The organism is Sporanaerobacter acetigenes DSM 13106, assembly GCF_900130025.1.
In the GTDB taxonomy this organism is placed as follows: Bacteria; Bacillota; Clostridia; order Tissierellales; family Sporanaerobacteraceae; genus Sporanaerobacter; species Sporanaerobacter acetigenes.
Map to the genome: position 1 here is coordinate 406692 of NZ_FQXR01000002.1, position 25952 is coordinate 432643.

General features: G+C 32.0%; 23 protein-coding genes. 1 reads left to right on the forward strand and 22 read right to left on the reverse strand.

The window, feature by feature from the left end; genetic code table 11:
- From BUA21_RS01915 to BUA21_RS02005, 19 genes are all read right to left on the reverse strand, one after another.
- Positions 1 to 303 carry a PTS sugar transporter subunit IIB gene (locus BUA21_RS01915; protein WP_072742828.1) on the reverse strand — a complete coding sequence of 101 codons (303 nt, stop codon included), beginning with the start codon at positions 301 to 303 and terminating at the stop codon, positions 1 to 3.
- A gap of 18 nt (positions 304 to 321) precedes the next feature.
- Positions 322 to 657, reverse strand: a complete 336-nt coding sequence (locus BUA21_RS01920; RefSeq protein ID WP_072742829.1) for a PTS lactose/cellobiose transporter subunit IIA — start codon at positions 655 to 657, stop codon at positions 322 to 324.
- A gap of 20 nt (positions 658 to 677) precedes the next feature.
- Complete coding sequence (locus BUA21_RS01925; RefSeq protein WP_072742830.1) at positions 678 to 1778, reverse strand: DUF871 domain-containing protein; 1101 nt, start codon at positions 1776 to 1778, stop codon at positions 678 to 680.
- Positions 1779 to 1803: 25 nt separating this feature from the next.
- A complete protein-coding gene (locus BUA21_RS01930; RefSeq protein WP_072742831.1) occupies positions 1804 to 3096 on the reverse strand; it encodes a PTS sugar transporter subunit IIC in 1293 nt (430 codons plus the stop codon).
- Positions 3097 to 3172: 76 nt separating this feature from the next.
- Positions 3173 to 5125 (reverse strand): BglG family transcription antiterminator, encoded by a 1953-nt coding sequence (locus BUA21_RS01935; RefSeq protein ID WP_072742833.1) that lies wholly within the window; start codon positions 5123 to 5125, stop codon positions 3173 to 3175.
- 271 nt (positions 5126 to 5396) lie between these two features.
- Entirely contained in the window at positions 5397 to 6599 is a 1203-nt protein-coding gene (locus BUA21_RS01940) for a hypothetical protein (RefSeq protein ID WP_072742835.1), read from the reverse strand.
- Between the two features lie 15 nt (positions 6600 to 6614).
- On the reverse strand, positions 6615 to 7745 hold the full coding sequence (locus tag BUA21_RS01945; RefSeq protein WP_072742837.1) for a M20 family metallopeptidase: 1131 nt from the start codon (positions 7743 to 7745) through the stop codon (positions 6615 to 6617).
- Positions 7746 to 7771: 26 nt separating this feature from the next.
- Positions 7772 to 9124 (reverse strand): amidohydrolase family protein, encoded by a 1353-nt coding sequence (locus tag BUA21_RS01950; protein ID WP_072742839.1) that lies wholly within the window; start codon positions 9122 to 9124, stop codon positions 7772 to 7774.
- Between the two features lie 89 nt (positions 9125 to 9213).
- Complete coding sequence (locus BUA21_RS01955) at positions 9214 to 10830, reverse strand: PucR family transcriptional regulator (RefSeq protein WP_072742841.1); 1617 nt, start codon at positions 10828 to 10830, stop codon at positions 9214 to 9216.
- A gap of 58 nt (positions 10831 to 10888) precedes the next feature.
- On the reverse strand, positions 10889 to 11026 hold the full coding sequence (locus tag BUA21_RS14625) for a hypothetical protein (protein ID WP_158281626.1): 138 nt from the start codon (positions 11024 to 11026) through the stop codon (positions 10889 to 10891).
- A 246-nt stretch (positions 11027 to 11272) separates the two neighbouring features.
- Positions 11273 to 12346 (reverse strand): AbiH family protein, encoded by a 1074-nt coding sequence (locus BUA21_RS01960; RefSeq protein ID WP_072742843.1) that lies wholly within the window; start codon positions 12344 to 12346, stop codon positions 11273 to 11275.
- A 109-nt stretch (positions 12347 to 12455) separates the two neighbouring features.
- Positions 12456 to 12743: a hypothetical protein gene (locus tag BUA21_RS01965; protein WP_072742845.1), complete on the reverse strand. Its 288-nt coding sequence runs from the start codon at positions 12741 to 12743 to the stop codon at positions 12456 to 12458.
- Positions 12744 to 13539: 796 nt separating this feature from the next.
- Entirely contained in the window at positions 13540 to 15084 is a 1545-nt protein-coding gene (murJ, locus tag BUA21_RS01975; protein WP_233242574.1) for a murein biosynthesis integral membrane protein MurJ, read from the reverse strand.
- A gap of 62 nt (positions 15085 to 15146) precedes the next feature.
- Positions 15147 to 16295, reverse strand: coding sequence for an acyltransferase (locus BUA21_RS01980; RefSeq protein WP_072742847.1), 1149 nt, complete (start codon positions 16293 to 16295; stop codon positions 15147 to 15149).
- 30 nt (positions 16296 to 16325) lie between these two features.
- Positions 16326 to 17246 carry a sensor domain-containing diguanylate cyclase gene (locus BUA21_RS01985; RefSeq protein WP_072742849.1) on the reverse strand — a complete coding sequence of 307 codons (921 nt, stop codon included), beginning with the start codon at positions 17244 to 17246 and terminating at the stop codon, positions 16326 to 16328.
- Positions 17247 to 17252: 6 nt separating this feature from the next.
- Complete coding sequence (locus BUA21_RS01990) at positions 17253 to 17867, reverse strand: chemotaxis protein CheC (RefSeq protein WP_072742850.1); 615 nt, start codon at positions 17865 to 17867, stop codon at positions 17253 to 17255.
- A gap of 2 nt (positions 17868 to 17869) precedes the next feature.
- Positions 17870 to 18229, reverse strand: a complete 360-nt coding sequence (locus BUA21_RS01995; RefSeq protein WP_199228942.1) for a response regulator — start codon at positions 18227 to 18229, stop codon at positions 17870 to 17872.
- Positions 18230 to 18299: 70 nt separating this feature from the next.
- Positions 18300 to 19076, reverse strand: coding sequence for an S-layer homology domain-containing protein (locus tag BUA21_RS02000; protein WP_072742853.1), 777 nt, complete (start codon positions 19074 to 19076; stop codon positions 18300 to 18302).
- A 43-nt stretch (positions 19077 to 19119) separates the two neighbouring features.
- A complete protein-coding gene (locus tag BUA21_RS02005) occupies positions 19120 to 21162 on the reverse strand; it encodes a methyl-accepting chemotaxis protein (protein ID WP_072742855.1) in 2043 nt (680 codons plus the stop codon).
- A 195-nt stretch (positions 21163 to 21357) separates the two neighbouring features.
- Here BUA21_RS02005 and BUA21_RS02010 point away from each other — a divergent pair, with 195 nt between their 5' ends.
- The gene (locus BUA21_RS02010) at positions 21358 to 23376 is read left to right on the forward strand and encodes a methyl-accepting chemotaxis protein (RefSeq protein WP_072742857.1); all 2019 of its coding nucleotides are present in this window, start codon (positions 21358 to 21360) and stop codon (positions 23374 to 23376) included.
- A 30-nt stretch (positions 23377 to 23406) separates the two neighbouring features.
- Here BUA21_RS02010 and BUA21_RS02015 read toward each other — a convergent pair whose 3' ends face one another.
- The 3 genes from BUA21_RS02015 to BUA21_RS02025 all read right to left on the reverse strand — a co-directional run bounded on the left by BUA21_RS02015 (position 23407) and on the right by BUA21_RS02025 (position 25865).
- On the reverse strand, positions 23407 to 23739 hold the full coding sequence (locus tag BUA21_RS02015) for a PTS lactose/cellobiose transporter subunit IIA (protein ID WP_072742859.1): 333 nt from the start codon (positions 23737 to 23739) through the stop codon (positions 23407 to 23409).
- 129 nt (positions 23740 to 23868) lie between these two features.
- On the reverse strand, positions 23869 to 24783 hold the full coding sequence (locus tag BUA21_RS02020) for a pseudouridine-5'-phosphate glycosidase (protein ID WP_072742861.1): 915 nt from the start codon (positions 24781 to 24783) through the stop codon (positions 23869 to 23871).
- Positions 24777 to 25865: a carbohydrate kinase gene (locus tag BUA21_RS02025; protein ID WP_072742863.1), complete on the reverse strand. Its 1089-nt coding sequence runs from the start codon at positions 25863 to 25865 to the stop codon at positions 24777 to 24779. Before BUA21_RS02025 ends, BUA21_RS02020 begins: the two co-directional genes overlap by 7 nt.
- Positions 25866 to 25952 lie beyond the last annotated feature (87 nt).

Here is a 25952-nt window from a genome sequence, read left to right on the forward strand (position 1 = left end):
CTACAATTCTCCAAGCAATTTTCTAGCTTGATTTAATGCTTTCTCTCCATCCATCATTCCATATGCAGCCATATCCACTACACCAACTGGAATATTTGTCTCTTTTTCTACTCGTTCTTTATCAAATCTAACTTGAGGTCCCAGCAATATAACATCCGCTTTATCTTTTATATCTTTCAAATTAGCCAATGATGAGGCAGCAATATCACATTCATAACCTTGCTTTTTTGCAGCTTCTTTCATTTTACTTACCAGCAAGCTAGTTGACATTCCTGCTGAACATAACAAAAATATCTTCTTCATATCTAGCGTACCTCCCATTTAATCTTTTTTATTTTCCATGGTTTTGTATAAATCTATAAGCTCTCTTGCCAACTCATTAAATGTTATACAATTCATTAAATGATCTTGAGAATGAACAATCAATAAATTTAATTCTATCTTCTGCCCATCAGATTCCTTAGCTAGCAATTGAGTTTGTGCATTGTGGGCCAGTAGCTCAGAATCTTGTGCTAATTTCAAATTTTTTTCAGCCAATTCAAAATCAAAATTTTTAGCAGCTCTAATAGCATTCATTGCATCAGATTTGGCGTTTCCTGCATTAATTATTATATTCATTATTATTTCCATTAAATCTTGCTCTGTATTTTCTCCCATACAATCACTCCTATAAATAATTAGTTATGACCTATAATAAAATTAAATTTTTGATTTGGTTTTATAAAATCTAATATAAAAACTTCTTCATCTTTAATTTTAGCAACCACATTAGATTTTCCACTATTCTCAAAATCTTTCAAGGCTATTTCCAATTCTCCTTTGTAATTTCCATATTCATCACTTTCTATTAAAATATCTCCTCTTTTTATATTTTTAGGTGCATTGTGTATAACAAAACTCTTATCCTTATATTTATCCCTACTACTTTTAGTCGATCTAATGACTGTATCAGAAATATCTCCCCTTCTAAAATGGATTTCATCTAGTAATATTGTTTTCTCAATTTCTGTAACATCCTTTTCAAGAACTATTTCAAAAGATACCATATCTAATCTCATATTTTTTATTTTTGAAAATTCTTCTTCACTTGCAAAGCAGTTAGATATAATCACGTCATCAACAATATCTAAAGATATCATGTGCTTCAACTGAACTTGAATTGGCATATATCTGTGCATTTCCAAGGTTGGAAGTTGATTACCGATTGGCCAAGGCCCAAATGCACTACTATTTTGGCTTGTAATAAAAGCAGCTGTATTCAATCCATATTTTTTAAAATTGTAAGTACATTTTTCAAAATAATCTAATGGTAGTCCCGTATATTTATGTGGATAAAAATTATGACAACCTATTAGATTATATCTGTTTGGCATATAATCCATAATTGTATCTATATATTTAGTATCATTACTCATATTGATTTCAACTTTTAAATTATAATCATTATATGTCATCATAGCCTCTTCATAACCAGAGTATCCCCTGTCCAATCTAAATCCGCTTGCTCCAATATCTCTAAAAAATGATAAATTTTCACTATCAACCTTTAATCTTTTTAGTACGAATGGATTGACATCTACAATCGTTTCAAATCCCCTTTTATTTCCATAGTCTATAATACTGGAAAATTTATTTATAATCTCATCCTTTGATTTTTCCGTTGACAGTAAACAGGAAAATATTCTTTTAAACCCAGCATCCTTTGCCATATCAATATAATTAAACAATTCACGGTTTGTAGATTTTTCAGGATAAATTGAAATTCCTAAACTTTTCATATATGCCTCCTTGTTGTAATAGCTTTTATAAAGATTCTTCTTCTAAAGATTCTTTTTCTAATTCCAACTTATCAACCACTTTAAAGAATGGATAATAAATTAATCCATCTATACCCATCAATACAACTTGATGCAAAGCTCCTCTCCACCCAGATATAATCAAACCAGATATAATAGGTGGTGTCGTCCACTGAATATTAATTCCATTAGCTAATGGTACAATTCCTACAGACATAACAAAATAAGTTAATAATATATTTACCAATGGCACTATTATAAAAGGTATAGCCATAACTGGATTTAATACAATTGGCAATCCAAAAATTACTGGTTCATTTACATTAAATATACCAGCACCAACTGATAATTTACCCAATGATTTAAATCTTTGTGACTTTGCAAAAAATAGGATTATTAAAACTAAGGCCAATGTTGCTCCAGCTCCACCAATACAAACATAATTGCAATAGAACTGATAATTTAAAATATTAGGTAATGCTATTCCAGCTGCAAATGCTTCAGCATTTTCGGCTGTTTGAGCAAACATAATAGGTTTTGTAATTCCATCGGTTACATTTGACCCATGGATACCAAACAACCACAATATTTGTTGAATAATTACTACTACAATTAGGAAAGCTAAATTCTCGCCAATATGGGTCAATGGCTTTTGAAGAATAGTATATACAAAAGATTGTACTGTATTAAAGCTTGTAAAAGAAAAAACAATCCTAATGACTGTAAATATTAGAATAACAAACAACTCAGGTACCAAAGCATTAAACGAAGTAGCTACATTACTTGGAACATTGCCTGGCATTTTAATAGTCCAGCCCCTACTTTCTATTAAAGAAAAAATCTTAATTGCAAATATTGTCGTAAGTATACCGACAAACAATCCAGTCGCCGTAAAATTAGAAACAGGTAATCCTGCACCACCATCATTTACAAGCTCTCCCACTGGGGTTAAGATAAAAAATGCTACAAGAGCTGTTACAATACTCGTTACATCATCAATATCAAATGACCTTCCTAAACTTTTAGCCATACCAATAATTACAAAAATGGTCATCAAATTCATAGTCGCACTGAATGGAATTAAAATGTAATTTACCCAATTTTCTCCCAACTTTCTTGCCATAAAATTTTGATATGCTTCAATGGGAATATAAGGTATTAAAAGAAAAATTGAACCCACTATCAATAGTGGCATTACAGCAAAAAAGCCATCTCTAATTGCAGTTAGATATCTATTCTGATCCAGCTTTCTTGCAACTGGTACTAACTTAACCTCCAAAAAATTCATCAATGCATCCATGCAAATTCCTCCTTAATTATATTATTAGCTAATCATAGGGCCCTACAACCAGCATAAATACTACAACAATTTTAGTTTATGACTTCATAGACTTCATAAATTCATCAAAATCTTTAGATTGTAACATATTTTCAACAATAACTTTAGACTCTATTATTTTTTGGAGCATTCCATACAATACTTTCATTTTCTTGTCCTCTTTTATATTGACAGCAAATAAAAGAATCATCTTTACTCTTTTCCCACAATGTACAATTGGATTTTTAAATATTCCAACTGCCACTACTGTGGTTTCAGACATAGACTCCATTGGATGCGGTATAGCTATCATATTTTCTAGAATCGTTGAGTAAAGGTTTTCCCTTTCAAGAACGGAACTATAAAATGTTTCTACATCATCTATATAACCTTGGCCTTTGAGCTTTTCAGTAAGTTCTAATATAGCCTTGAAAAAATCCTTTTCATCATCAAAATATTTAAACAACTCTCTACTAAAAAAATCACCTTCTATTTCTTTTATGCCATGATTTTTAAATGTTATTAAAGGGCTGTCTACATATTGCCTTATCTTTAGCAAATCATCTTCATTAATTAATGGACTTATTTGTATCGCAGAAACATTTTTTTCAGTATTTATCGGAATAGTAGAAATTATCAAATCTACTTCCCCATATTCTCCATTTAAAACATTTTCTAATTTATATATAGGAAAATATCCTATGATATTTACTTGCCTATTATAATAGGATAATATTTTGCTTCTTATAAGTTGAGCCGTGCCTAAACCTGAACCACAAATAATAGCAATATTTGTTTTGTCATTAACTTCATTTAAGGCCACTGCGACATGTAATGCTATATAAGACACTTCTCCTTCACTAATTATCACATTTAATCTTTTTTTAATTATTGCAACCATTAATGTAGAAATTTCAAAAGCAAAAGAATAATTTGTCTTTATTTGATTTTTCAAAGGATTATCTTCAAAATAATTATCCTTTATCCTTTCAATCATAGGATTTATATGAAGTATCAAGTTTTTCTTAAAATTGGTAGCATCTGAAAAATCAATATTAAATTTGGCTTTCACTTCCTTCAAAAATTCATATACTATCTTTTCTGCTTCTTCTTTTAGCACATAATTTTTACTAGTAACATTCAACAATCTTTTAGCATTAAAACTTTGTTGAAAATATTCAAGTTCCTTATTGTTTAAAGAAATATTGAAAAAATTCTGAATTTCTTTTTTAAAAGCTTCCACAATTGTTAAATCCAAATCTTCTTTTACTTCTTCCTCAATAACAAAACCCATCTGTATCCTCTTTATACTCACTAAAATATCTTTTACCAACAAACTTATATTAGAATCTGTTAAAATATATCCATATTCATTTAAAACATTAATAATAGTTTCATATAAAAATAATATTTCTTCATCTAAGTTTAAGTTTTTATCACCAAAAACATAGTAGAAACTTCTGCTTAACATTAAGTTATCATTTATTTTTTCATTTTTAAGTACATTTGAAATTAAAAGTCTTTTGGATCTTTCATCACCTTCTAATTTTAAGCCTTTTATAGGAGATATTTCTAATCTTAAATCTGAAAAATAATCTAAAAAACTAATTATTTCTTTAACATCTAGATAAATCGTTGTCTTTGACACATACAACATATCTGCAAGCTCTTCCATGCTTATATAATCTTTTGAAAAAGATAATTTAAATATTATAAAGGCAAATCTTTCTGAAGGTGTATTTGGAACTCTATTTAAATTTTCCTCTTTAATAAAAATTTTTTTAACTACTAATATTCCTATATCTTTTTGTTCCTCTGGTATAAAATATCCTCCTTGTTTTGAAGAACATATGCTAACTCCATATTCCTTAGTTAATTCATTTAAAAATTTGATATCCGATCTAATAGTCCTAGAACTAACGTTGAATTTTTTAGCTAGCTCATTCCCTGATAAACCTATATCTGAATTCAGTAAATATACGAATATATCTTTTTGTCTTTCATAAGCCATATTTATCACCACACTCTTTAATCTTATTTTATAATAATTGTTGAACTTATGCCATCAAGTAAATTTCCTTAACTCATAGGAAATCTACTTAATAGATTTACAAAAAAAGCTTCCAACGGAAGCATTAAAAAACCAAGGAAGCCTTTTTTGAAATCCATGTCAAAAAGTTTTATATTAAAGAAAACTAGAATTTCCCTATGAGTTATAAAAAAACCTTAAGATTTATATAAATCTTAAGGTTTTTGTAATATAGAAAAACTATACCCTTGTGTTAAAACCAAGGAAGTACCTTGATTACAACAGATACTATTATAGTTGTAACTCCCATGGAAGTTACATTTCCTATAGTAGGATGATACCCTTCTGGAAGCTTATCGCAAAAATACTCTGCCAAAGCTGGTCCTATTATTCCTCCTAATATACCTGCCGTAACAGCAACTCCTACTGATGAACCAAACATTAATACACAGGCAGGTCCAACACTTACCACTGGTACATAAGTACCATACCATCCCTTTTCTACATACTTATTAAAATACAAAAATACTCCTACTGATGAACCGATAAATTGGGATAGTATAATAGCTGGAATTGCCCCTGCCCCATAAACACCATGATTTACATTTAATATCCAGTCTAAAGATGCTCCCAATATTATCAACAACCCAGCTATTTCATTGCCATAAAATTGAGCTTCAGAAAAATCTGCTAAAACCCTTCTTACAAACCATAGCGGTTTCTCCATTTCCTTTAAAGTTTCTTCTTGAGACTTTTCTTTTCGATTGCGAGGTTTAGCCGGTACTTTTTTCATCCAAGGCAAAGCTTTACATATAGCACAAACCAATACTCCTGTAATAGCCATTGTAAATACATTGGATACTACTCCTGGCACATCTAATACAGGAATAATATATTTGCTAATCCACATAGCCACTGGAAATCCCATAGCTCCTCCAAGAATAGAACCAGTAAATAGAGCTTTCCAGCTTGGCCCATATAACAACATTATTGCTGGTGGAATACCTACTACTGTAATAAAAGTTGGCAGCCAAGTATATTCTCCTGAATCAAAAAATCTAGTATAGTTTAAAACAAATATTGCAACAAATAATGACAACAATTGAGCGCCCAATACCCATGGCCATAGATTAGAGCCATAAGAAACATCAAATCCTCTATATTTAGAATTTTTAACATCTAGTCTCCAAGCTATAAATCCTCCTATTATCACACCTAAAGAAGCAAAAAAACCTGCATAAAATTGAGCTTCTGTAAAGTTCATAATATACCATATGAATTTATATAATAGATTATGCCCTGCATTAGCTACTATAGTATTATAATCCAGCCAATTACTCACAACATTTATATTGCTTAGAACAAAATATATTAGAAGTCCTATTCCAACAGATATTATAAGTCCCGCAACCGAACCAGTGCCATACTTTTTATTTTTAGCTTTTACATCTTCCATACTAATCCTCCCTTTCTAAGAGTTAGTAATATAAGAAATATAAAACTTAGTCATCCTTATAATTGATTCTATCTTTATCCTTTCATTTCTCTGATGACACATATTCTCCTCACCAGGCCCCAATATGACAAAGGGTATATTGTGAAATGGTATAAGTTGAGATGCATCAGTGTAGAAATTTATTCCCTTAAACTCAACTGGATAAAATAATTTTTCATATGTCTTTATTATATCTTTTATGAAAACATCCTCTTCATCCATAGTTAATGGCGGCCTATTATTCTCCACCTGTATCTCCATGGACATTCCAATGTTTTCCTCTTCCATACTCTTGCCAATACTAAAAGCCTTCCTTAAAATTTCATCATGGTCAAATCCAGGTATAGTCCTTATATCTACTGAAGCATTTGCTTCTTCTGGTATAATATTGGTCTTAACCCCCCCATGGATTAAGGTAATAGCAAAACTAGGTTCTCCCAATAAAGAATGGCTTTCATCTAAATCTATAATATCTTTAAGTCTATTTATATACTCATATAACTTTTCTATAGCGTTAATGCCTAATTCCGGTTTAGAACCGTGGGCAGATTTGCCTTTTACATAAATATTTAGCCATAAAGCCCCTTTCTCACAAATGCCAATTTTTTCATCAGAAGGCTCTGCAATAAATACTTTGGCTATATCTTCCAAAAGGCCTTTATTCCTTAGAGCTTGTACACCTATGCCTCCTGATTCTTCATCAGCTGTAAATACAAACTTAAGAGTATGAGGAGGAGTTATATTATTTTCTATAAAATATAGAGCTGTCAATATCATAGCCGTAACCCCACCCTTCATATCAGAGGTGCCTCTTCCATACATATAGCCTTCTTCAATTACACCATCGAAAGGCGGATATATCCAACTAGATTTATCTGATACTGGCACCGTATCTAAATGACCTATAAAACCTATTTTCTCTTCATCTTTTCCCTTTATCTCCATTAACAAAGAACCTCTATTGTCTCCATGATCTATTATTTCATAGTCTACTTCTTTAGGGAAAAAACTTAAAATGGTTCTAATGGCATCTATTTCATTGCCAGGTGGATTGGTGGTATTTGTATTAATCAGTTTTCTTAAAATATTCTCCGTTCTTTCCTCCAAATTAAACTCCCCCTTTAAAATAATCATTATCTTCTATAAGAAAACATTACTAAATCTCCTACTCCCATTCTCTTTACCATACCAAATTTACTTACAAATCCTCCTGCTCCACTACCTCGTCTTACTGTCCTACTTTCAAAACCCACTACTTCTCCATTTACTATAGTGTAAGCTGTAGATTTTACTTTATCGTTTATGACAGTCACATTGGCTAAAGCACCTTTTCCTAAATGACCAACTTTTTCTGTCCACCAACTGTTTCCAGTTCTTTCTGCAATTAATCTTGCTGGGTTATAAGTCATAGTAGCTACTGAATTGGATAAACTCAATACTCCCATTTCAGCTAATTCTAATATAGCTGGTATATTATCCCTTGTATCCCCAAAGCCTTTCATAGTCGCATCATTTTGCCCATCGGATATTAAAATATCTACTATTCCTTTCTCCAATGCCTCATAAGCTAACTCTTGTGATTTTTTAGGTAAAATAAGCCCTTCTCTACTTCCGCCACCTTTTCTCAACATGGTAGTTACAAATTCTCCAGTTACATTTTCTTCTTTACATAAGCCTATTATGAATTTCATAGATTCTGCTGCATCCTTATGGGTACCACATCCAGCAGCTGTTGCATGACCTAAGTGGATTGGTCTACCCTTAGACAATTCAACTAATCTTGAAGCATGATCTGGATCTTGTGTATGAGTCATGTACATTAATTTAGCTTTAGAAGTTATTTCAAATATTTTATCTATATTTTCATCAGACATTATAAAATGACCCATATGATCTTTAATTCCAACAATCAAAGGTGCTGTAGTGTTTGTAATTCCATTTCTTGTCATCTTAGATGAAGCTATATCCTCTTCCAATTCACCTTTATATAGCTTTATCAATTCTTCTACCGATAGCATAGTAGATAAAACACTTCCAGCTCCTTGGTATAGCCCTATATTTATTGGCAAACCTCTATCTACCTCTGCCCCTAATAAAGCTGGTGCCATAAAAGTATTTCCTGCTCCTGGAGAAAGCCCCATAGTCACTCCGTTAGCTACTGCACCATAGATTGGATCTGTACTTACTTCAAATAAATCTCCTAGATGAAGATGCATATCCACCAATCCTGGCACAACCAACAAACCTTCACAGTCTATTACTAAATCTCCCTTTTCTACATAAATGTCCTTTCCTACTTCTACTATTTCATCTCCCAATATAGCTACATCCAATACTTCTTCTACTTGGTTTTTAGGATCTATTACCAATCCATTTTTCAAAATAACTCTTCCAGTCTTATTTAACTCTTTGTTAGGGTCTGATAAATTGCCATCTTTAACTGAAGCCAAAACATCCTTTAACATACCTACCTTTGTCCCATACATACAATTACCTCCTTGTTAATTTTCTACTTAATAGCATTTTACAACTAGTACAAATTATAGTCATTGTCTATAAGGTATAAAAAAGAAGACTATATACTAGTCTTCATGTACAATGAATATTGCCTGCTCATGTTCATTAATTTTAAGCAAAGCTCTATTTTAAATTTATCTTCCCTATTATTTAAATCTAAATTGACTATCGCACTAATCTTAGTAAATCTATATTTCATAGTATTATAATGAATAAACAAATCCTCTGCTGTTTTCTTTAGATTCCAATCATTCTTCACCAAACGCCCTAAAGTTTCCAAATATTCTCCATTATTTTCTCTATCATAATTCATTAGTTTCTCTAAATATTGACTACAAAAACTATTTGCCTCATCTTCTAGAGAAACATCATAAAGCATTTTATAAACTCCCAAATCAGAATAAACATGGGTATTGTCCTTATCATAAATAGTTCTACCTATTCTTACAGCTTTTTGAGCCTCTATAAAACTAATGTATATATCTATTACTGACTCCTTATAACTTCCTATACCTACAGTTGCTGTAAACTGGCTATTTTCTCTAACCTCTTTTCTTACTTCCTCTGATATCCTTTTAAGTTTTCTAAAAAAATCTTCCATAGAATTTACATCTGGCTCTATCAAAAACACTATACTGTCACTATAATTAGTATAAAAACATTTATAAAAACTTTTTTTCATTTTTTCTGCAATTAGACGGAATATATTGTCCCTTTTTTCTTCCAACCCCTTGGTTTTTTCTAAAGATATAAATCTATCTTTAAAATCATCTATATCTACAATCAGACAGACAAGACCCTTATCCATTTTCCAACCATATAGTGCTGCCCTATTGTTTGCCTCTTCAACAGTCTTTATATTATTTACTAATAAATCTTGAATAAACTCATCCCTATATTTTTGCTCTATTTGGTGATTAGAAATCTCCTTTTGTATATTTAGCTTGAGAACTGTGCTAGCATGTTCTATAGTTATCCTATCTAAATCTTCTAGAGAATTGTCGTCTTTACCTTCCTCAACTATTATATATCCATAAATAGAACTGCCAATTTGAACGGGATAATTATAATATTTATCTAGCACAGTTTTAAGTCCTAAATCTTCTATATCATCTTTGAATTTGTTCGATTTACTTCTTATATAGTTTCTATTAAAAACCAAATCCATAAAAGCTACATTTCTATCCAATATTCCATATAGAGTTTCCACTATATGACCAGTTCCTTTGCCTTCAATTACTATTTGAGTAAAAGATTTATGAATTTTTTCCGACATCATCAGTTTTTTAGCCTGAGCATTAACTATTTTTGAAAGTACAGGATTTATTACATCACTAAAGGCTAAATTAGTTGGTATATAGATAATAGGAAAATTCAAGCCATCCCCCGTTTCCTTTACCTCTTGAGGCAGTTTTTCAATAAATCTACCTATTTTAATTCCTAGGGCAGATGCCCCATTTTCATTTAATTTGATCACTAAATCCTTAAGTTCTAATGGATTATCTTTCATTATATATGCTGTTGTAATTAAAAATTCTCCTCCCTTCATCCAATTGTATATATCGGGAGCATCCATGACAGTCACAGTGCTTACTCTTCTATCCAAACCACCTTTCCCTGCCAGTACCTCAAATCCTTCAAATTGTTCCATTAAATTTTTAACCTTCATATCCATATTATCCACTCCCAAAATTATAGTTCCCATAAAATTATATAAAAAAACTTAAGACTTTTCAAAAAATCTTAAGTTTTTTGTTATGCTTCATATCTTCATTGTCAAGTATCCCAATCTCACCTGCAAGTTCATAGCTCATTGCATTGAAAAAATTTTTATCAACTACTTCTTTTTTCTCTTTGTCCTTCTCTTTCAATATCCTCACCTCATATATAGTTTTTGAACAATTTGTGATTACATACGAGGTAAATTAAGGAGACCATCAAGTCACATAAAAAACGCTATTTTGTTCCTTTTATTATTCTTATCTCAACATCTTGTTTTTCAACCTTGTTGTCAATTTCATCTTCCTTTTTTCCGAGTACACTTAATTTTTCATAAGTTTATTTATAGCCATCATATAAAACTTTATGGTTTGCGTCCATTTTATCTTCAAGTCTAACTATGGATACGTGACAAACAATGCAATCTGCTCCACCTTTATGCCCATTGCACCTGCAAACATCTTAATACTTTCTATATTTTGGACACTATGACAGCTAATAAGCCATTCAATGTTATTCTGATTTTTGTTTACGCTGATTATCTTTTTAAAATAGTCCCAGTCCACAGGAGAAAGTGAATGCCCAACAACGATTATCCGGCTCAAATTCGACAGTCCATCAAAGAACTCTTGATGGTTCTTTATAATATCCTTGCAGTTCTTTGTGGTTTCTTCATCGTACCAAGAAAGGTTTCGTGCCGCCGTATCAATCGCTGCTTCTACCATCTCGCGTTTCCGACTGTTTTTGTACTTCGGCAATCTGAAATCACCAACTAAATCATCGTCTCCTGCACCAGGAACATGGCCAATTATCAACTTATCCTTCGGGTGGTATTTCTCTTTTCGTCTGCAACCATGAATATAACAAACATTCTCTTTTTCTACGCCATACAGATCTTCTATGAATTCCGTATAGTTAAAGTTAAGCGTTTTGGAATTACGAATTACTCCATTGAGCGGTGTGTAAGCCATATCCGGCACTTTCAATGATTCTACCCACATACGAAATCTTTGAGGCAAATCATTAATTATCGTTTGCACAGGTCCAGTCGCTGTATCGACAGCTGCAAAAAAATCTGCCGCCTGTGCATTCGAGTCATAAGCGTCGAAGTCGTCAAGCCACATATCAACAACACCAAACATGGCATCACTATTGATATAAGCTAAAGCATCCTCAAAATCAGCCCACAAATCTTCAACATTCAGGTAGGTTTCAAGAGCAAAACGCAATGAATTGTTTTTCCCAAGCGTATCTCTGAAATTGTAATAGCTGGACTTGACACCATGCATCAAATCAAAGCCATTGCCTATGATATTAAGTGTGGCTAATGGGTCACCTGTTGGGAAGTTATCCATGCTTACGATCTTGTATGGTTCAGCGGTTAATACCTGTTTGAAAAGTTTAGCTTGTTCTCCAGCAGTAAAGAAAGGAGCGCCGCAATCTTCACATATTCTTAGGTATTCTTCTGCCAAGTGCATCACCTCCATTTGTATTTTAAATGTTTTTGCCTACTGGCACAAAACATAAACTTTCTCAAAACATCACGGACTATTTCCTTCACCCCATTCTTCGCCTTCCAACCTAATGTTCTATAGGCTTTATAAGAATATCATTTCTTGATATTCTAATTTTTTCAAAGTGAGAATGCAGCCTTTCAAAGAACTTATTTTGGATTTTAACAATTATAAAAACTGGCTGTTCTTCATCAGATAATTGATTAATTTCATCTCTACTTTTATATTTATAAAAATCTCTGAAATAATCTAATTTTACATAGAAAACATTTGTGCATTTATTAGTTTCATGGAAATAACGATATTCAAAATATGTATTATAAAGTCCAAAAAGACAGAAACAACGTAAATCCATAATATCACTACTACTAAGGTAAGTTATTTCATTATCTCTTACAATTTCATTGTTTTTTCTTAGCTATTTTAGATATGAATAATTCGAAATATCTACTGTAGGATAAGAACTGTATACACCTTCAAGTAAGTCAACACACCCAACCTCTTCCTAAAATATACTATAATCACAATAAACAGGCGGTACCAGGTACCTTTGCGGCTCAAAGAACAATTGTTGATAAATAATAGGTATAAATCTAAAATTGTAGAGAATAAGGATGATAAGCAATTAGTCAATTTATCAGATTTTTGTCTTCTTTTATTCATCTTTTTCTTTCTTTTTTTCATTTCTCTCAACACATGTATATTAATCATTGGCACTTTAACCGGTGGATTTATTCCATTATTACTTTAAAACTCCACCCTAATTTTTTAGAAATTTTCCATAATTGTTCCACTGTTGGATTATATTCTCCACTTCCCTTATCCATATCATCACCCCCATGAAACAATTATACAATAACCGAACATATGTTTCAAGTAAAAAATAATTTGCTTTATACTTTTTATAGTGTTATAATATTCACATAGTTTGTTATTTATTTAACCATTTATTTGTTTAAACATAGCTAGAGGAGGATTTATTTATGTATAAAGAAAATTTTAAATATATAGAGGCAAAGAAAATAACTTTGATTGTATCTTTAATTGTCGTATCTTTAATTTTTATATTGAGTCATTAGGAGATCGTATTCCTGATGGGTGTTTATTTAACAATTAAGGGACAGAAACCTGTCCCTTTCCCCTAAAAGTATTTATTTTTTCAAAAGTCTCTTCATTATGATTCTCATTTCTTTTATTTTAAATATCGAACAAAGTATAAAGTATATTCCTACTCCTACAGCTACAGACAATATGAGTATTAGTAGCTCTACTATAAACATATTTGGAAGAAGTCCAGTGAGTCCAAAATATACTAGGTAAACTGCTAGTCCCATAACTATAGAAGCTGCAAGAGTCTTTAAAAAGCATACTAAATACTTTTTTAGTCCTATCTTGCCTAATTTTTTTCTAAGATCTATAAATAAAAGTATAGTGGTTATAGTGGCTGAAATACTTGTAGCCAATGCAAGACCTGCATGTCCCATATATCCTATCAATGCATAATTAAGTGCTACATTTATTCCTACAGCTATCATTCCATTTATCATAGGTGTTGTAGTGTCCTGAACTGAATAAAAGACCTTGTTGAGCATAAGTCTTAAGGAAGAACCTACAAGACCTAGAGAATAATATATAAGTGCCTGAGAAGTCATATAAGTTGCCACTTCATCAAAGGCTCCTCTTTGGAAAAATACTTTTATTGCTGGTTCTGCAAGTATGACTATGCCAATGGTAGCGGGAACAGTTATGATGAGAATTATATTTATACCTTCTCCCATGAGTTCCTTTCCTTCTCTTGTATCTCCCTTTGTAAATGCCTTTGAAAGCATTGGAAATATAACTGTTGTGATAGCCATGACAAATACTGTAATGATGAGATCATTTACACGAGATGCATAATTTAGTGCCGAAATACTTCCTTCTTGCAAACCAGAAGCTAGAGTTCTATCTATGATGACATTTATTTGCTGAACTGCAGAACCTATAAGTACTGGACCTGTCAGTGTAAGGGCCTTGTTTAGGTATTTATCTTTTAAATCCATGGAAAGCCCATAGCTATATCCCATCTTTTTCGTAGCAGGTACTTGAATGAGCCACTGAAGTGCAGCCGCTACAATACTTGTAACCATAAGCCCTGTTACGCCAAATTTTTTACTTATAGTGAAAAGATATATTATATACACTAAGTTGAAAGGGATACCTGATATAGCTGGAGGTCCAAATATTTCACTGCTCTCAAGAAGTCCTTGATATACATAAGTAAATCCCATGAATATGATGATGGGAAGTCCAATTCTATTTAATTTTACAGCTAATTTATATTGTTCTCCTGTAAATCCCTTTGCCAATATTTTCACTACCAAGGGAGAAGCAAAGTATCCCACAACTACCAATAAAATAGTTATTAAAAACACTACATTAAATACATTGTTCATGTATTTTAATTTTTCTTCTTTGCCTTTTCTCTCTTCAATCTCAGAAAATATGGGAATAAGGGTGGTTTTAAGAGCTGCTCCAATTGTAGTCATGACTATGACTGTGGCTGTCATAGCTACAAAATAGGTGTCTGTTTCATATCCAGAACCAAATTTAGAAGCAATGAGTACTTCTCTTAAAAACCCTAAAAATTTGCTGAAAAGCGTCACTCCTGCAATCATTGCGGCAGATTGAGCTGCTCTTTTTTTGCTACTATTCAAGTATAAGACCCCCCGATGTAATAATATGGTCTAATATATTATAATTGAAAATTTTGACGTTTTCAATGGGATTTTGTAGAACTCAATTGGTATTTAGGAATTTTCCCAATAAACAACCATCTTATATTTAAACTTCCCAATAAAAGAACCAACAAATAGGTGAAAATTATTCCAAGTCCTACTATTAGTACTAATGAACTAAGTCTACTATAGCCAATGACACTAGAAAAATTCCCCACAAGTTTCAGTTTTAGTTCTTCTAAAACCAGTGGATGAGAAAAATATACTCCAAAAGAATAGGTTCCAAAGTTTTTTAAATATCTTTGGAAAAAATTGCCCTTCTTGGCTATTTTTCTTGTTATATATATGAGCATAGCCATGGTGAAAAAGGCATATATCATAGTATGTGGCCTTATGGAACCAAATTTCCCGTAAAAATTTCTGCCTTCATTTATATATATATTGAAATAGACTTGTCCTAGATAAAATGTTGAAACCAATATGTAAATAATGCTTATACCCTTTATATGTTTTTCTATATAGTCTACAAAATTTTCATAATGAAGACCAATGAGCCCTCCAGTCATGAAGTATGAGGACCAACCAAACACAGTTTTCCAATAGTATCTATTGAACAATTTCATAAATCCTTCTGCATTAGGATTTCTAAAATAGTATTCATAAATAAGTATAGCCCCTTGGATTAAGGCAAATATGAAAAACACTTGAATTGGTTTTTCTTTCATAGGCTCTATGAGGTATTTAAGTATTAGTGGTACCAGTATATAAAACTGAAATATTAAAAATATAAAATATAGATGGGAATAGTTTTCTCCCAATAGAATTCCTCTTAAAAATTTAGGCATTTCCCCTTTTAAAGGTATATTGTTTACATAATGAGCATATAAAAAATAAATTGCTGACCAAATTGTATAGGGTAGAAATATGTACTTGAGTTTTTTCTTGTAGAATCTCTTCGTATCAAATTCATCAAAGGATCTATAGTTGTAAAACAGTACTAAGCCAGATATCATCATAAATACTGGACTTCCAAATCTAAAAAATTGGTTTAAAAATACTCCTACATACATGGCTCTTGAGCCATATTCTGAAAGTACTGCAAAGCTTCCTGTAGCATGAATAATGAGAATACCCAAGGCAGCCAATCCTCTTATATAATAGAGTTCCTCTATTTCCTTTCTTCTTGCCATAGTTAACACTCCTTTATACTATAGAAGGTGCTACTTAAAGCAGCACCTTTCATTTCTTCCTTTGTCTCTATAGAGTTCTTTGTCCGCAACTCTAAAAAGCTCGTCTATATTGGTACCATCTTCTGGATAAAGGCTCATTCCAAGACTCACAGAGGGCTTAATTATTTTGCCTTCTACAACTACAGAAGAATTTAAACTATTCAATATTCTCTGAGATAACTTTCTCATATCTTTTCTTTCCTTTATATTGGGAACGAAAATCAAAAATTCATCTCCTCCATACCTTCCAACTAAATCTCCATCTCTAGTTATTCTATTTAGTCTTTCTCCTGTAATCCTTAAAACCTCATCTCCAAAATAATGACCATATGTGTCATTTATCTCTTTAAATTTATCTACATCCAGTACTGTAAAGACACCTCTGAAATCAGTTTCTCTATTTTTTTCTATAAGCTCTTCTACTTCTTCAAAAAAGACTCTTCTATTGTATACATTGGTCAATTGATCATAATCTGCTAAATTTTTGATTATCTCTTGAGTTTCTTCTAATCTTTGAATATAGCTTTTTAACTCTTCTACTCTGATGTACTGACCAGTCACATCTACAAATTCCATTAGAATGTGATTTTCATCATTTACCGAAATGGTACTCAATTTTAAATTTTGTCTTAAATTGCAATTTCCATATCTTTTTATATCCACAAATTTTTTATGCAGTGCAGCTGAAAAAAAGTATTTTTGGTTGCTTTTAAGCATATATTTAAATATATCAAGGAAAATTTTCTCTTTAAATTTAGGAAGTACTTCGCAAATGTATTTTTCTTCTACCTCATCTCTAGATAAATCCGTAATGTTTTCCATATATTTGTTCCAAAAAACTATATTTAAATCTTTATCTAGTACAACTATACCTTCATCTACTCCATCTAACACTTTTAGATAATCTTCCATAGCAAATTACAATCCTTTCTCCACTTCATCTAATTTGTCCATCAAATCCCTCATAGAATCTATCGTGAAAGTAACTATAAGGGCTCCATTTACTTGAGTTCCGCCTATCTTGAAATTTACAAACAAAATAAGTATATTAGCTTTTTTCTTTTTTTTGAGTACTTCTTGAACCTCTATGGTATCAAACAATTTTACCTCAGGCATAGAATAGTCTATAGCCATATTCAAAAAATTTCCAAGGCCTCCTATGACTGCATTAAGTATTATATTCCCCAATTCTTTTATTACATCAAAATCTGTATCTGTAAAAGTTTCTAAATCAAAGCATTCTTCTCCTGTACAAAGAGAAGTCAATTCTTTTATATGGTTTGCCGGGAAAATGAGTTCAGCTTTGCCATTCAGTTCATTTTCAAATTTTATGCTAGATACCATAAGAGCACCTTTTAAAAGATTGGGACAATCTGTATGTGTAAAATCTGTTTCCCCATCTAAAATTCTTAATTTGGGTACTTTTAATTCGATTTTTTTATTTACCATTTCAGATAAAAGACTTGCGGCTTGTCCCACATTGATATTTATTATTTCTTTTAAAATATCCTCTTTTATACCAATTTTATCCATATCTACATCCCCACTATATTTAAAATTTCTTCTATTTTTGCCTTGTTTATAGGTTTATTTACAAAGGCAAGAGCTCCCAAGTCATAAGCTTCTTGTTTTACTTTTTCCTGCACATCAGCTGATACTACAACCATTTTTGCATCCTCATCTATATCCTTTATTTCTTTTAAAAGCTCCATACCTGTCATATTGGGCATGAGCAAATCTACAATGGTTAAATCTGGATGTATTTCACTATATTTTTGAAGACCTTCTTTTCCATCATTAGCACAGTATATTTCTAAATCTGGTATTACTTCCTTAAAAAGATTTCCTTCTACTTTTTGAGTAAATTTAGAATCATCAACTATAAGCAATTTCAACCTTTTTTCCTCCTTCATCCCCTGTTCCCTATACATTATATACTCTATGTCAAGGGTACTCAACAATATTTTAATAAAGTTCTCTTCTCATACCTCTTGCAAATGAATTGTATTTGGTACTAAAAGTATAAGGTCCTTCTTTTAAATAAGATTTATCTAATTCTATAGTCATTGTTTTATATGTCAATACCTGTGGTAGAATACTTCCCTCTTTTGGTGGAACTATGTTTAAATATATGATTACATCCTTGTCATTTTGTACCACTACATCATCTACCCCCATAGAATAGCCTGGAGTAGGAAAACATTCTACTATATTCACTTCATAATATTTATCATTTTCATCTAATATAATCCCCTCTGTGGCACCACTATAAACCTGATCTACATTTTTCACTTTAAAGGGTATACTTTCCCTCTTCATATTCTCCAATACTCCTTTCAATCTTTCCAATACAATTTTAGACTCTTCTCTGGTTAATTGCCCCTTTGGATCAAAGATATTTTTATTTCTTCCTTTTAATATATTGTTTTTATAAAGTACCCCTATATACATTTTTTCTTCTTCTTTAAGGGTTGATATGTCTTTAAAGGGAAGAGTGCTCTCTTTAAAGTCAATTATCTTCTCGTCTATAAGAATTTTACCAACTACTGTAGCCATTTCACTTCTAGTTAAATTTCCCTTTGAATTTTTATCAATTTTTGAATAGCCATATTGGCTTAACAAGGTGTCAAAAGAAGCTAAAAATTCTTTCTTTGCAATGGGTTCACATCCCTCAGCATACGCCTGAAGGCCAATAGTCAAAAGAAAGACTAGTATCAGCACCGCTAAAAGAACCCTTTTCATAAAAACACCTCCTCTTAATATAAATATACCCTAAAGGATAAAATTATTCGCACTTTTCTACTTGAAATTCTTTTATTAAGCTTTCTAATTTATTTGCCATATCTTTCAATTGTTCTGTCATTTCAGCTATTTCTTCTATAGTTGCCGTTTGCTCTTCTATGGAAGCAGATACTTCTTCTGTAGCTGCTGAAGATTCCTCAGCTATAGATGTTATAGATTCAATAGAAGCTACAACTTCTTCTTTTTCTTTGCCTACTCCTGTGATTATATTGGCTAATTCATCTATTTGCCCAAGAGTATCTTCTGTGATTTCATTTATTTTTTCAAAAGAGGATATAGTTTCCTCAACTACTTCATTGGATTTTCCAAGAGTTGTATTGGCTACATCCATTTGTTCTTTAGTCATTTGAATTTCATCAATTATTTCTTCTATAATCTTGTCTACTTCAGAAGTACTTTGATGAGTTTCTTCTGCAAGTTTTCTTATTTCCTCTGCTACTACTGCAAATCCTCTTCCTGCATCTCCGGCACGAGCTGCTTCTATAGCTGCATTAAGTGCAAGTAAATTGGTTTGTTCAGCTATATCATTTACAGTATTTACAATGTCTTTTATGGAATTTGAACTTTCTGAAAGTGAAAATACCTTTTTAGCTATTTCAGAAATCATTTTGTTGTTTTCATCTATGGTTTCTCTTAAGTCTTTGAGTACTTCTACATTTTCACTATTTGCTCTTGAAGTTTGTATTGCATGTTCTTCTAGTACTTTGGAGCCTTCTATGGCCTGTTCAAAGTCTTCAGATAGTCTATTTAATTTTTCAAATCCATTTGAAGACTCTTTTGCCTGCTCACCAGCCCCTTCTGCCAATTCACCTACTGCTTTTGCTACTTCTTCTATGGATACAGAAGTTTCATTGGAATTTTCAGAAATATGCTGAGAATACTTGAGAAGCTCCGTAGATGAATTGTATATATTGTTTATGACTCTTTCTAAATTTCTTCTCATATTGTCAAGTTCTGTAGCCATGATTCCTAGTTCTGTTTTGTTTTTAGATAGTATCTCATAGTTTTCATCTTTTCTCAAATCTAAATTAGAAATCTTCAAAACCAAATCCTTTAGCTTATTTAATGGATTCAATACATTTTTCTTGATAAATGCAGTCATAATCCCCAAAGCCATAATAGCCACTACAATTCCAACAATTACAGTTTTTATGATATTGTCTTTTACAGCTTTTTTCACATTGTCCACAGAAAGACAAATATTTGTAGCTCCTGAAAATCCTCCTGAAGAACTTTCATTTGGAACATACACATTATATACTTCTTTTTTCAAATCTTTATCCCATTCCAAGGTAGCATAAGTTTTCCCTTTTTCTAAGCTTTCTTTTGAAGCACTGGAAAGTACTAAATTTTTTGTCCCATTTCCTCTATTATCTACAATAGTATTGTATCCCTTGTCCATAATGACTATATGATATATTTTTTTGTCTTCAGCTATTTCTTTTACAATGTCTTCCACATTTAAATTTTTCTTCATCGAAATAATTTCATCTGCGAACATACCGATTTGTACAGCTCCACCTTCTATTTTTCTTCCGCCATATTTGTACATTTTGTCATTAGTAGTACTCTTTCTTGCTTTCTCTATTATACTATCTGCATGACCTATGAGTATTTTCCTCATAGAATGTTTCTCTGGATAGACATATCCAATATTTTCTGGCAAATTTGAATAAACTATTACTCCACTTTTATCTACTATATTTATTTCAGCTATTCCAATAGCCTCTGCCAATTCTTCTAATTCCTCATTTGAAAAATACTCTTTGTTCCCGATGAGAAAAGCTATATCATTTATGTAGTCTTCCAATATAGTATCCATATCCCCTTCAGCTTTATTTAAAGTATCTATTTCACGAGCAAGAATATTTGCTATTTGAAGTGCACTTTCATCTAATTCATTGTACAATGCTTTCTTTGCATCCTTAACTGAAAAGTATGTGGTCAAAGCTATGGAGGCCACCAATGAAATAAGAACTACTATGGCTATTTTTCTTCCAATAGAACTTTTTTGCAATTTGTCCATATCCCATCCCCCTAAACTTATATTTCCAAAGATATATGTATTAACATTATACTACAATATTTAGAATTTTTCTTCTAAAATTTGCACTATGTCTACAAATATTATATATTGGATATATTGTACTATTCTCTTTTTTTCTACATGTTGTATAATATATGTATAATTTTCAACATATTTTGACAAGGAGGTTTTTGTGTGGGCAAAGAAAAAATTAGTCGTAAAAAAAGTATCAGTTCTGTCCTTTTAGTTTCTATCACAGCTTTAATCCTTGTACTCTGTGTAGCGCTAGGTTCTATATCTTTTAGTACGGGTAGAAAAAATATAACTCAAATGACCTACAGTGAGCTTACAGACGATGCACAGGATTCAGGAAAACTTGCTGATGAAAGAATAGAAAAACTTATTTCAAATTTAGAAAGTTCAAGCAGAATAAAAAGAATTTATGACAAAGAAGTACCTTGGGAAGAAAAATCCATGGCACTAAAAAATGAAAAAAGTGCATTAGAATTGCTTGATCTTGCAATAGTTGATTTAGATGGAAATTTAACTTCTGCTGATGGAAAGACAACAAATGTAAGTGACAGGGAGTATTTTTCTTTAGCAAAAAGTGGAGAATCCACCATTTCAGATCCCGTACTTAGCAAGACAAGAGGAATTATGCAAATAGCCATAGCTGTTCCAATTAAAAACAACAATCAAATTGTTGGAGTATTGGTTGGATATGAAGAAGCAGAACATTTTTATGAGATTCTTGAAGATATAAAGGTTGGAAAAACAGGTCATGCTATGCTTTTTAACAAAAATGGAGAACTTCTCTATCATCCAGATTTAAAAGTAATGGAAAGCGGAGAATTGAATCTTTCCAATGCCAAAAATGACAGCTCTCTAAAAGAATATAGCAAATTGATTGAAAAAGCCACAAAAGGTGAAACTGGAGTTGGAACATATACATATAAGGGTGAAAAAAAATTGGTAGCCTATGCTCCTATGGGAGAAAACAATTGGTCCATAGCTGTAAATGTTCCTGAAACTGAAATGCTTTCTCAGTTGAATTCCCTCAAAATAGCGACAATCATAGCCACTATAATTGCTACAATCATTGGAATATTGTTCTCTGTACTATTTAGTAGAAGTATATCAAAACCTTTAGCTGCAGTAGCAAATAGAGCTAAAAATATAGCAGATTTGGATTTGTCAAGAGATATAGATGAAAAGTTTTTAAATAGAAAAGATGAGATAGGTGATATTGCCAATTCTTTTGATATAGTCATCAAAAATTTCAGAGGATTTTCAAGAGAAATTTCTGATACTTCTGAACAGGTAGCTGCCTCATCACAAGAACTTGCTGCTACTTCAGAAGAAGCTGCTCTTGCTTCTTCACATATTGCTGAATCTGCCAATGAAATAGCTAGTAGTTCTGATGGACAATTGAATGAAGTAGACAAAGTAGCAACTGCAATGGAAAAAATGTCTACTCAAATAGACAATATTTCTAATCAATCTATCGAAATGACCGAACTAGTTGACAATGTCTATAATCACACTATGGATGGAAAGGATAAAATAGATAGTGCAATTGTCCAAATGAAACATATTACCGACAGTACAGATTTAGTTAAAAAATCCCTTATGGAAGTAAATGAAAGCTCTAAAAAGATGGATGCTATAATCAATGTAATTCGTGCTATAGCAGAACAAACCAATTTACTTGCTCTAAATGCTGCTATAGAAGCTGCTAGAGCTGGAGAAGCTGGAAAGGGATTTTCTGTAGTAGCCGAAGAGATAAGAAAGCTTGCTGAAGAAACTTCGAGATCTACTGAAGAAATATACAATATTATAGTAGAAAATCAACAGACAATTGATGAAGCCAATGAAAATATGGACTCAAGTAAGGAAGATGTGGATAAAGGTGTAGAAACAGTAAATATAGCTAAAAACTCTTTTGAAGAAATTTCAAATGTAATACTTGATGTGAGTAGAGCTATAAACAATACTATAAATTCTATAACTGAATTGGGAATGGGTGCCAACGAATTGGTAGAGGCTTCTAATTCCGTAGAAAATTTAAGTAAACAAGTTGCTGGAGAAATCCAAACTATATCTGCATCTACTGAAGAACAAACTGCATCTATGGAAGAAATAACTGCTGCAAGTGAATCCCTTGCAAAACTTGCAGAAGGGCTTCAGATGCTCATTTCACAGATAAATCTCTAAAATAAAAGCTCTTGGAAATTCCAAGAGCTTTTATTCATTATTTTTTAAAGCATATATTTCCCTATAAAGATTTGCTATATCTTCAGCTAAATCTCTAGCTAGCATAGATGTCATGAGATGGTCTTGAGCATGAACCATAAGCATGGATACAGAATCATTGTTTCCCATTATTTCTTGGCGTATAATATCTGTCTGAAATCTATGGGCAATATTGAGTTCACTATCAGCCATATCTAACAATTCATCTACCTTTTCAAAATTGTACTTTTTTGCTTCCTGCAGTGCTTCAAATACATGACTTCTAGCTGTTCCAGAACTAGATATTATTTCTACAATCATTTTCTCATACTCTGAGTCAATCATTAAAAAGCCTCCTCTATTGTATATATCGACATATATTTAACAACATATTTAAGAATATGTTATAACATTGAAACAGTTAAGTCAATTGTGAAAAGTCCCTTAAAGAATTCTTTAAGGGACTTTTGTGAATTATAGTTTTGACAATTCTATGGCTAAATTTGCTCCTACTTTGGCATTGTTGTAGACCAATTCTATATTTGACTCAAGGCTATCTCCACCAGTTTTGTCCTTTACACTTGACAATAAAAATGGTGTGACTTTTTTGCCCTTTATACCTTTTTCTTCTGCTTCTTTCAAGGCTTCTTCTATTGCCTTATCTATTACATCCTTATCCATCTCATATTCTTCAGGAATTGGATTTGCTACTACTATTCCACCCATTAGTCCTAAATCCCATTTTGCCTTTATAGCTTTGGCCAATTCCATTTCACTATCTACTCTGTAGTCCACACCATATCCGCTTTTCCTTGTAAAAAATGCTGGGAATTCATCAGTCTTGTATCCTACAACTGGTACGCCGAAAGTCTCAAGATACTCAAGAGTAAGACCTAAATCAAGTATGGATTTAGCTCCTGCACAAACTACTGCTACATCAGTGTGAGCAAGTTCTTGAAGGTCAGCAGAAATATCAAAGCTCTCCTCTGCACCTCTGTGAACTCCACCTATTCCTCCTGTGACAAATACCTTTATGCCAGCCAATTTTGAAATAATCATAGTACTAGCTACAGTTGTAGCACCACTGAAACCCTTTGCAACTATAAAAGGTAAATCTCTTCTGCTTACTTTGTAGACATCTTTAGCCTTTCCCAAATACTCTATTTCATCTCTGGAAAGTCCTACTTTTATCTTTCCATCAAGTATAGCTATAGTTGCTGGTATTGCCCCCATACACTTAATGATCTTCTCTACTTCTAGAGCTGTCTCTACATTTTTGGGATAAGGCATCCCATGAGAAATAATGGTGGATTCCAGTGCTACCACTGGCTTTTTCTCCTCTATAGCAGTTTTTACTTCTTTATTTATTTCCATATAATTTTCTAACATATTTCCATCTCCATTCTTTTTTTGATTTTTTCAGGTGAAATATTGGGATTTATAGTGTTTTCATCTTCCAAGGTAAGAATGGAAGCACCTATGGCAAAGTTCAAAGTTTCCTCAATGGAAAAATCATTGAAATATGAATAGGCAACTCCTGCAAGAAAAGCATCTCCTGCTCCTGTGGCATTTTTTATATTTGCCTTAGGTGGGAAAACATATCTTTCTATTTTCCCATCAAAATAATATATGCCCTTTTCTCCTAAGGAAATGAAAACCCTCTTTACACCCTTTTCTAAAAGATAATAGGAAGCTCTTTTTAAATCATCTTGTGAATTTATCTCAATTCCTGAAAGTATTTCTGCTTCAATTTTGTTGGGCTTTATGGTGTGAAAACTTCCTATGATGTCTTTAACTTTTTGAGCCTTTGTAGTAGATACAGTATCTAAAAAATAATCAGCTTCAATATTTTCAACCATATATCTAATCACTTCTTCAGGTATATTGGTATCCACTACACAGAGTCTGGAATTTTCAATGATATCTCTTTTGCTCTCAATAAATGGAACACTAAGATTTTCAAATATGTCCATAGAAGAAAGGGCCAATTTCATATCCCCATTTTCATCTAGTATAGCAAGATAAGTAGAAGTATCTTTATCTTGAACAATGAGAGAATCAGACATATCCAACCCTATTTTCATTCCGTCTTCAACTATTTGTTTTCCATAGATATCGCTTCCAAGAACAGTTATAAGTCTTGTATCTATACCAAGTCTAGCCAAGTTCTCTCCAATATTTCGACCTACACCTCCCAGGGAAATAGTAGTGTTGCCTGGATTGGAATCTTCCATGATGAGACTTTTATAGGGAAGACCTATTATATCCACATTGGCTCCACCTACAACGGCTATATAGGGTTTTCTCTTCACAATATACCCTTTCCCAATGATATAGCCTTTTTTCATAAGATTCCCAATATGAACTCCCACAGAAGAACGGGTTATCCCTAGTTGTTCTGCTATTTCTTTTTGGGAGATAAGTGGGTTCTTAGAAATCAGCTCCAATATTTCTTCTTCTCTTCTAGTCATAAAAATCCCCTCAATATTTGTTTATATTCTAAACTTATGCTTATTCTCATAATACTACTACTCTTTTCTTTTGTCAAGACAACAAAA

Bases quoted from the DNA above. Each gene is read 5' to 3' on its own strand.
- BUA21_RS01915 (WP_072742828.1), bottom strand. From the start codon at position 303: ATGAAGAAGATATTTTTGTTATGTTCAGCAGGAATGTCAACTAGCTTG.
- BUA21_RS01920 (WP_072742829.1), bottom strand. From the start codon at position 657: ATGGGAGAAAATACAGAGCAAGATTTAATGGAAATAATAATGAATATA.
- BUA21_RS01925 (WP_072742830.1), bottom strand. From the start codon at position 1,778: ATGAAAAGTTTAGGAATTTCAATTTATCCTGAAAAATCTACAAACCGT.
- BUA21_RS01930 (WP_072742831.1), bottom strand. From the start codon at position 3,096: ATGGATGCATTGATGAATTTTTTGGAGGTTAAGTTAGTACCAGTTGCA.
- BUA21_RS01935 (WP_072742833.1), bottom strand. From the start codon at position 5,125: ATGGCTTATGAAAGACAAAAAGATATATTCGTATATTTACTGAATTCA.
- BUA21_RS01940 (WP_072742835.1), bottom strand. From the start codon at position 6,599: ATGGAAGATGTAAAAGCTAAAAATAAAAAGTATGGCACTGGTTCGGTT.
- BUA21_RS01950 (WP_072742839.1), bottom strand. From the start codon at position 9,124: ATGTATGGGACAAAGGTAGGTATGTTAAAGGATGTTTTGGCTTCAGTT.
- BUA21_RS01955 (WP_072742841.1), bottom strand. From the start codon at position 10,830: ATGGATATGAAGGTTAAAAATTTAATGGAACAATTTGAAGGATTTGAG.
- BUA21_RS01965 (WP_072742845.1), bottom strand. From the start codon at position 12,743: ATGGATTTACGTTGTTTCTGTCTTTTTGGACTTTATAATACATATTTT.
- BUA21_RS01980 (WP_072742847.1), bottom strand. From the start codon at position 16,295: ATGGCAAGAAGAAAGGAAATAGAGGAACTCTATTATATAAGAGGATTG.
- BUA21_RS01985 (WP_072742849.1), bottom strand. From the start codon at position 17,246: ATGGAAGATTATCTAAAAGTGTTAGATGGAGTAGATGAAGGTATAGTT.
- BUA21_RS01990 (WP_072742850.1), bottom strand. From the start codon at position 17,867: ATGGATAAAATTGGTATAAAAGAGGATATTTTAAAAGAAATAATAAAT.
- BUA21_RS02000 (WP_072742853.1), bottom strand. From the start codon at position 19,076: ATGAAAAGGGTTCTTTTAGCGGTGCTGATACTAGTCTTTCTTTTGACT.
- BUA21_RS02005 (WP_072742855.1), bottom strand. From the start codon at position 21,162: ATGGACAAATTGCAAAAAAGTTCTATTGGAAGAAAAATAGCCATAGTA.
- BUA21_RS02015 (WP_072742859.1), bottom strand. From the start codon at position 23,739: ATGATTGACTCAGAGTATGAGAAAATGATTGTAGAAATAATATCTAGT.
- BUA21_RS02020 (WP_072742861.1), bottom strand. From the start codon at position 24,783: ATGTTAGAAAATTATATGGAAATAAATAAAGAAGTAAAAACTGCTATA.
- BUA21_RS02025 (WP_072742863.1), bottom strand. From the start codon at position 25,865: ATGACTAGAAGAGAAGAAGAAATATTGGAGCTGATTTCTAAGAACCCA.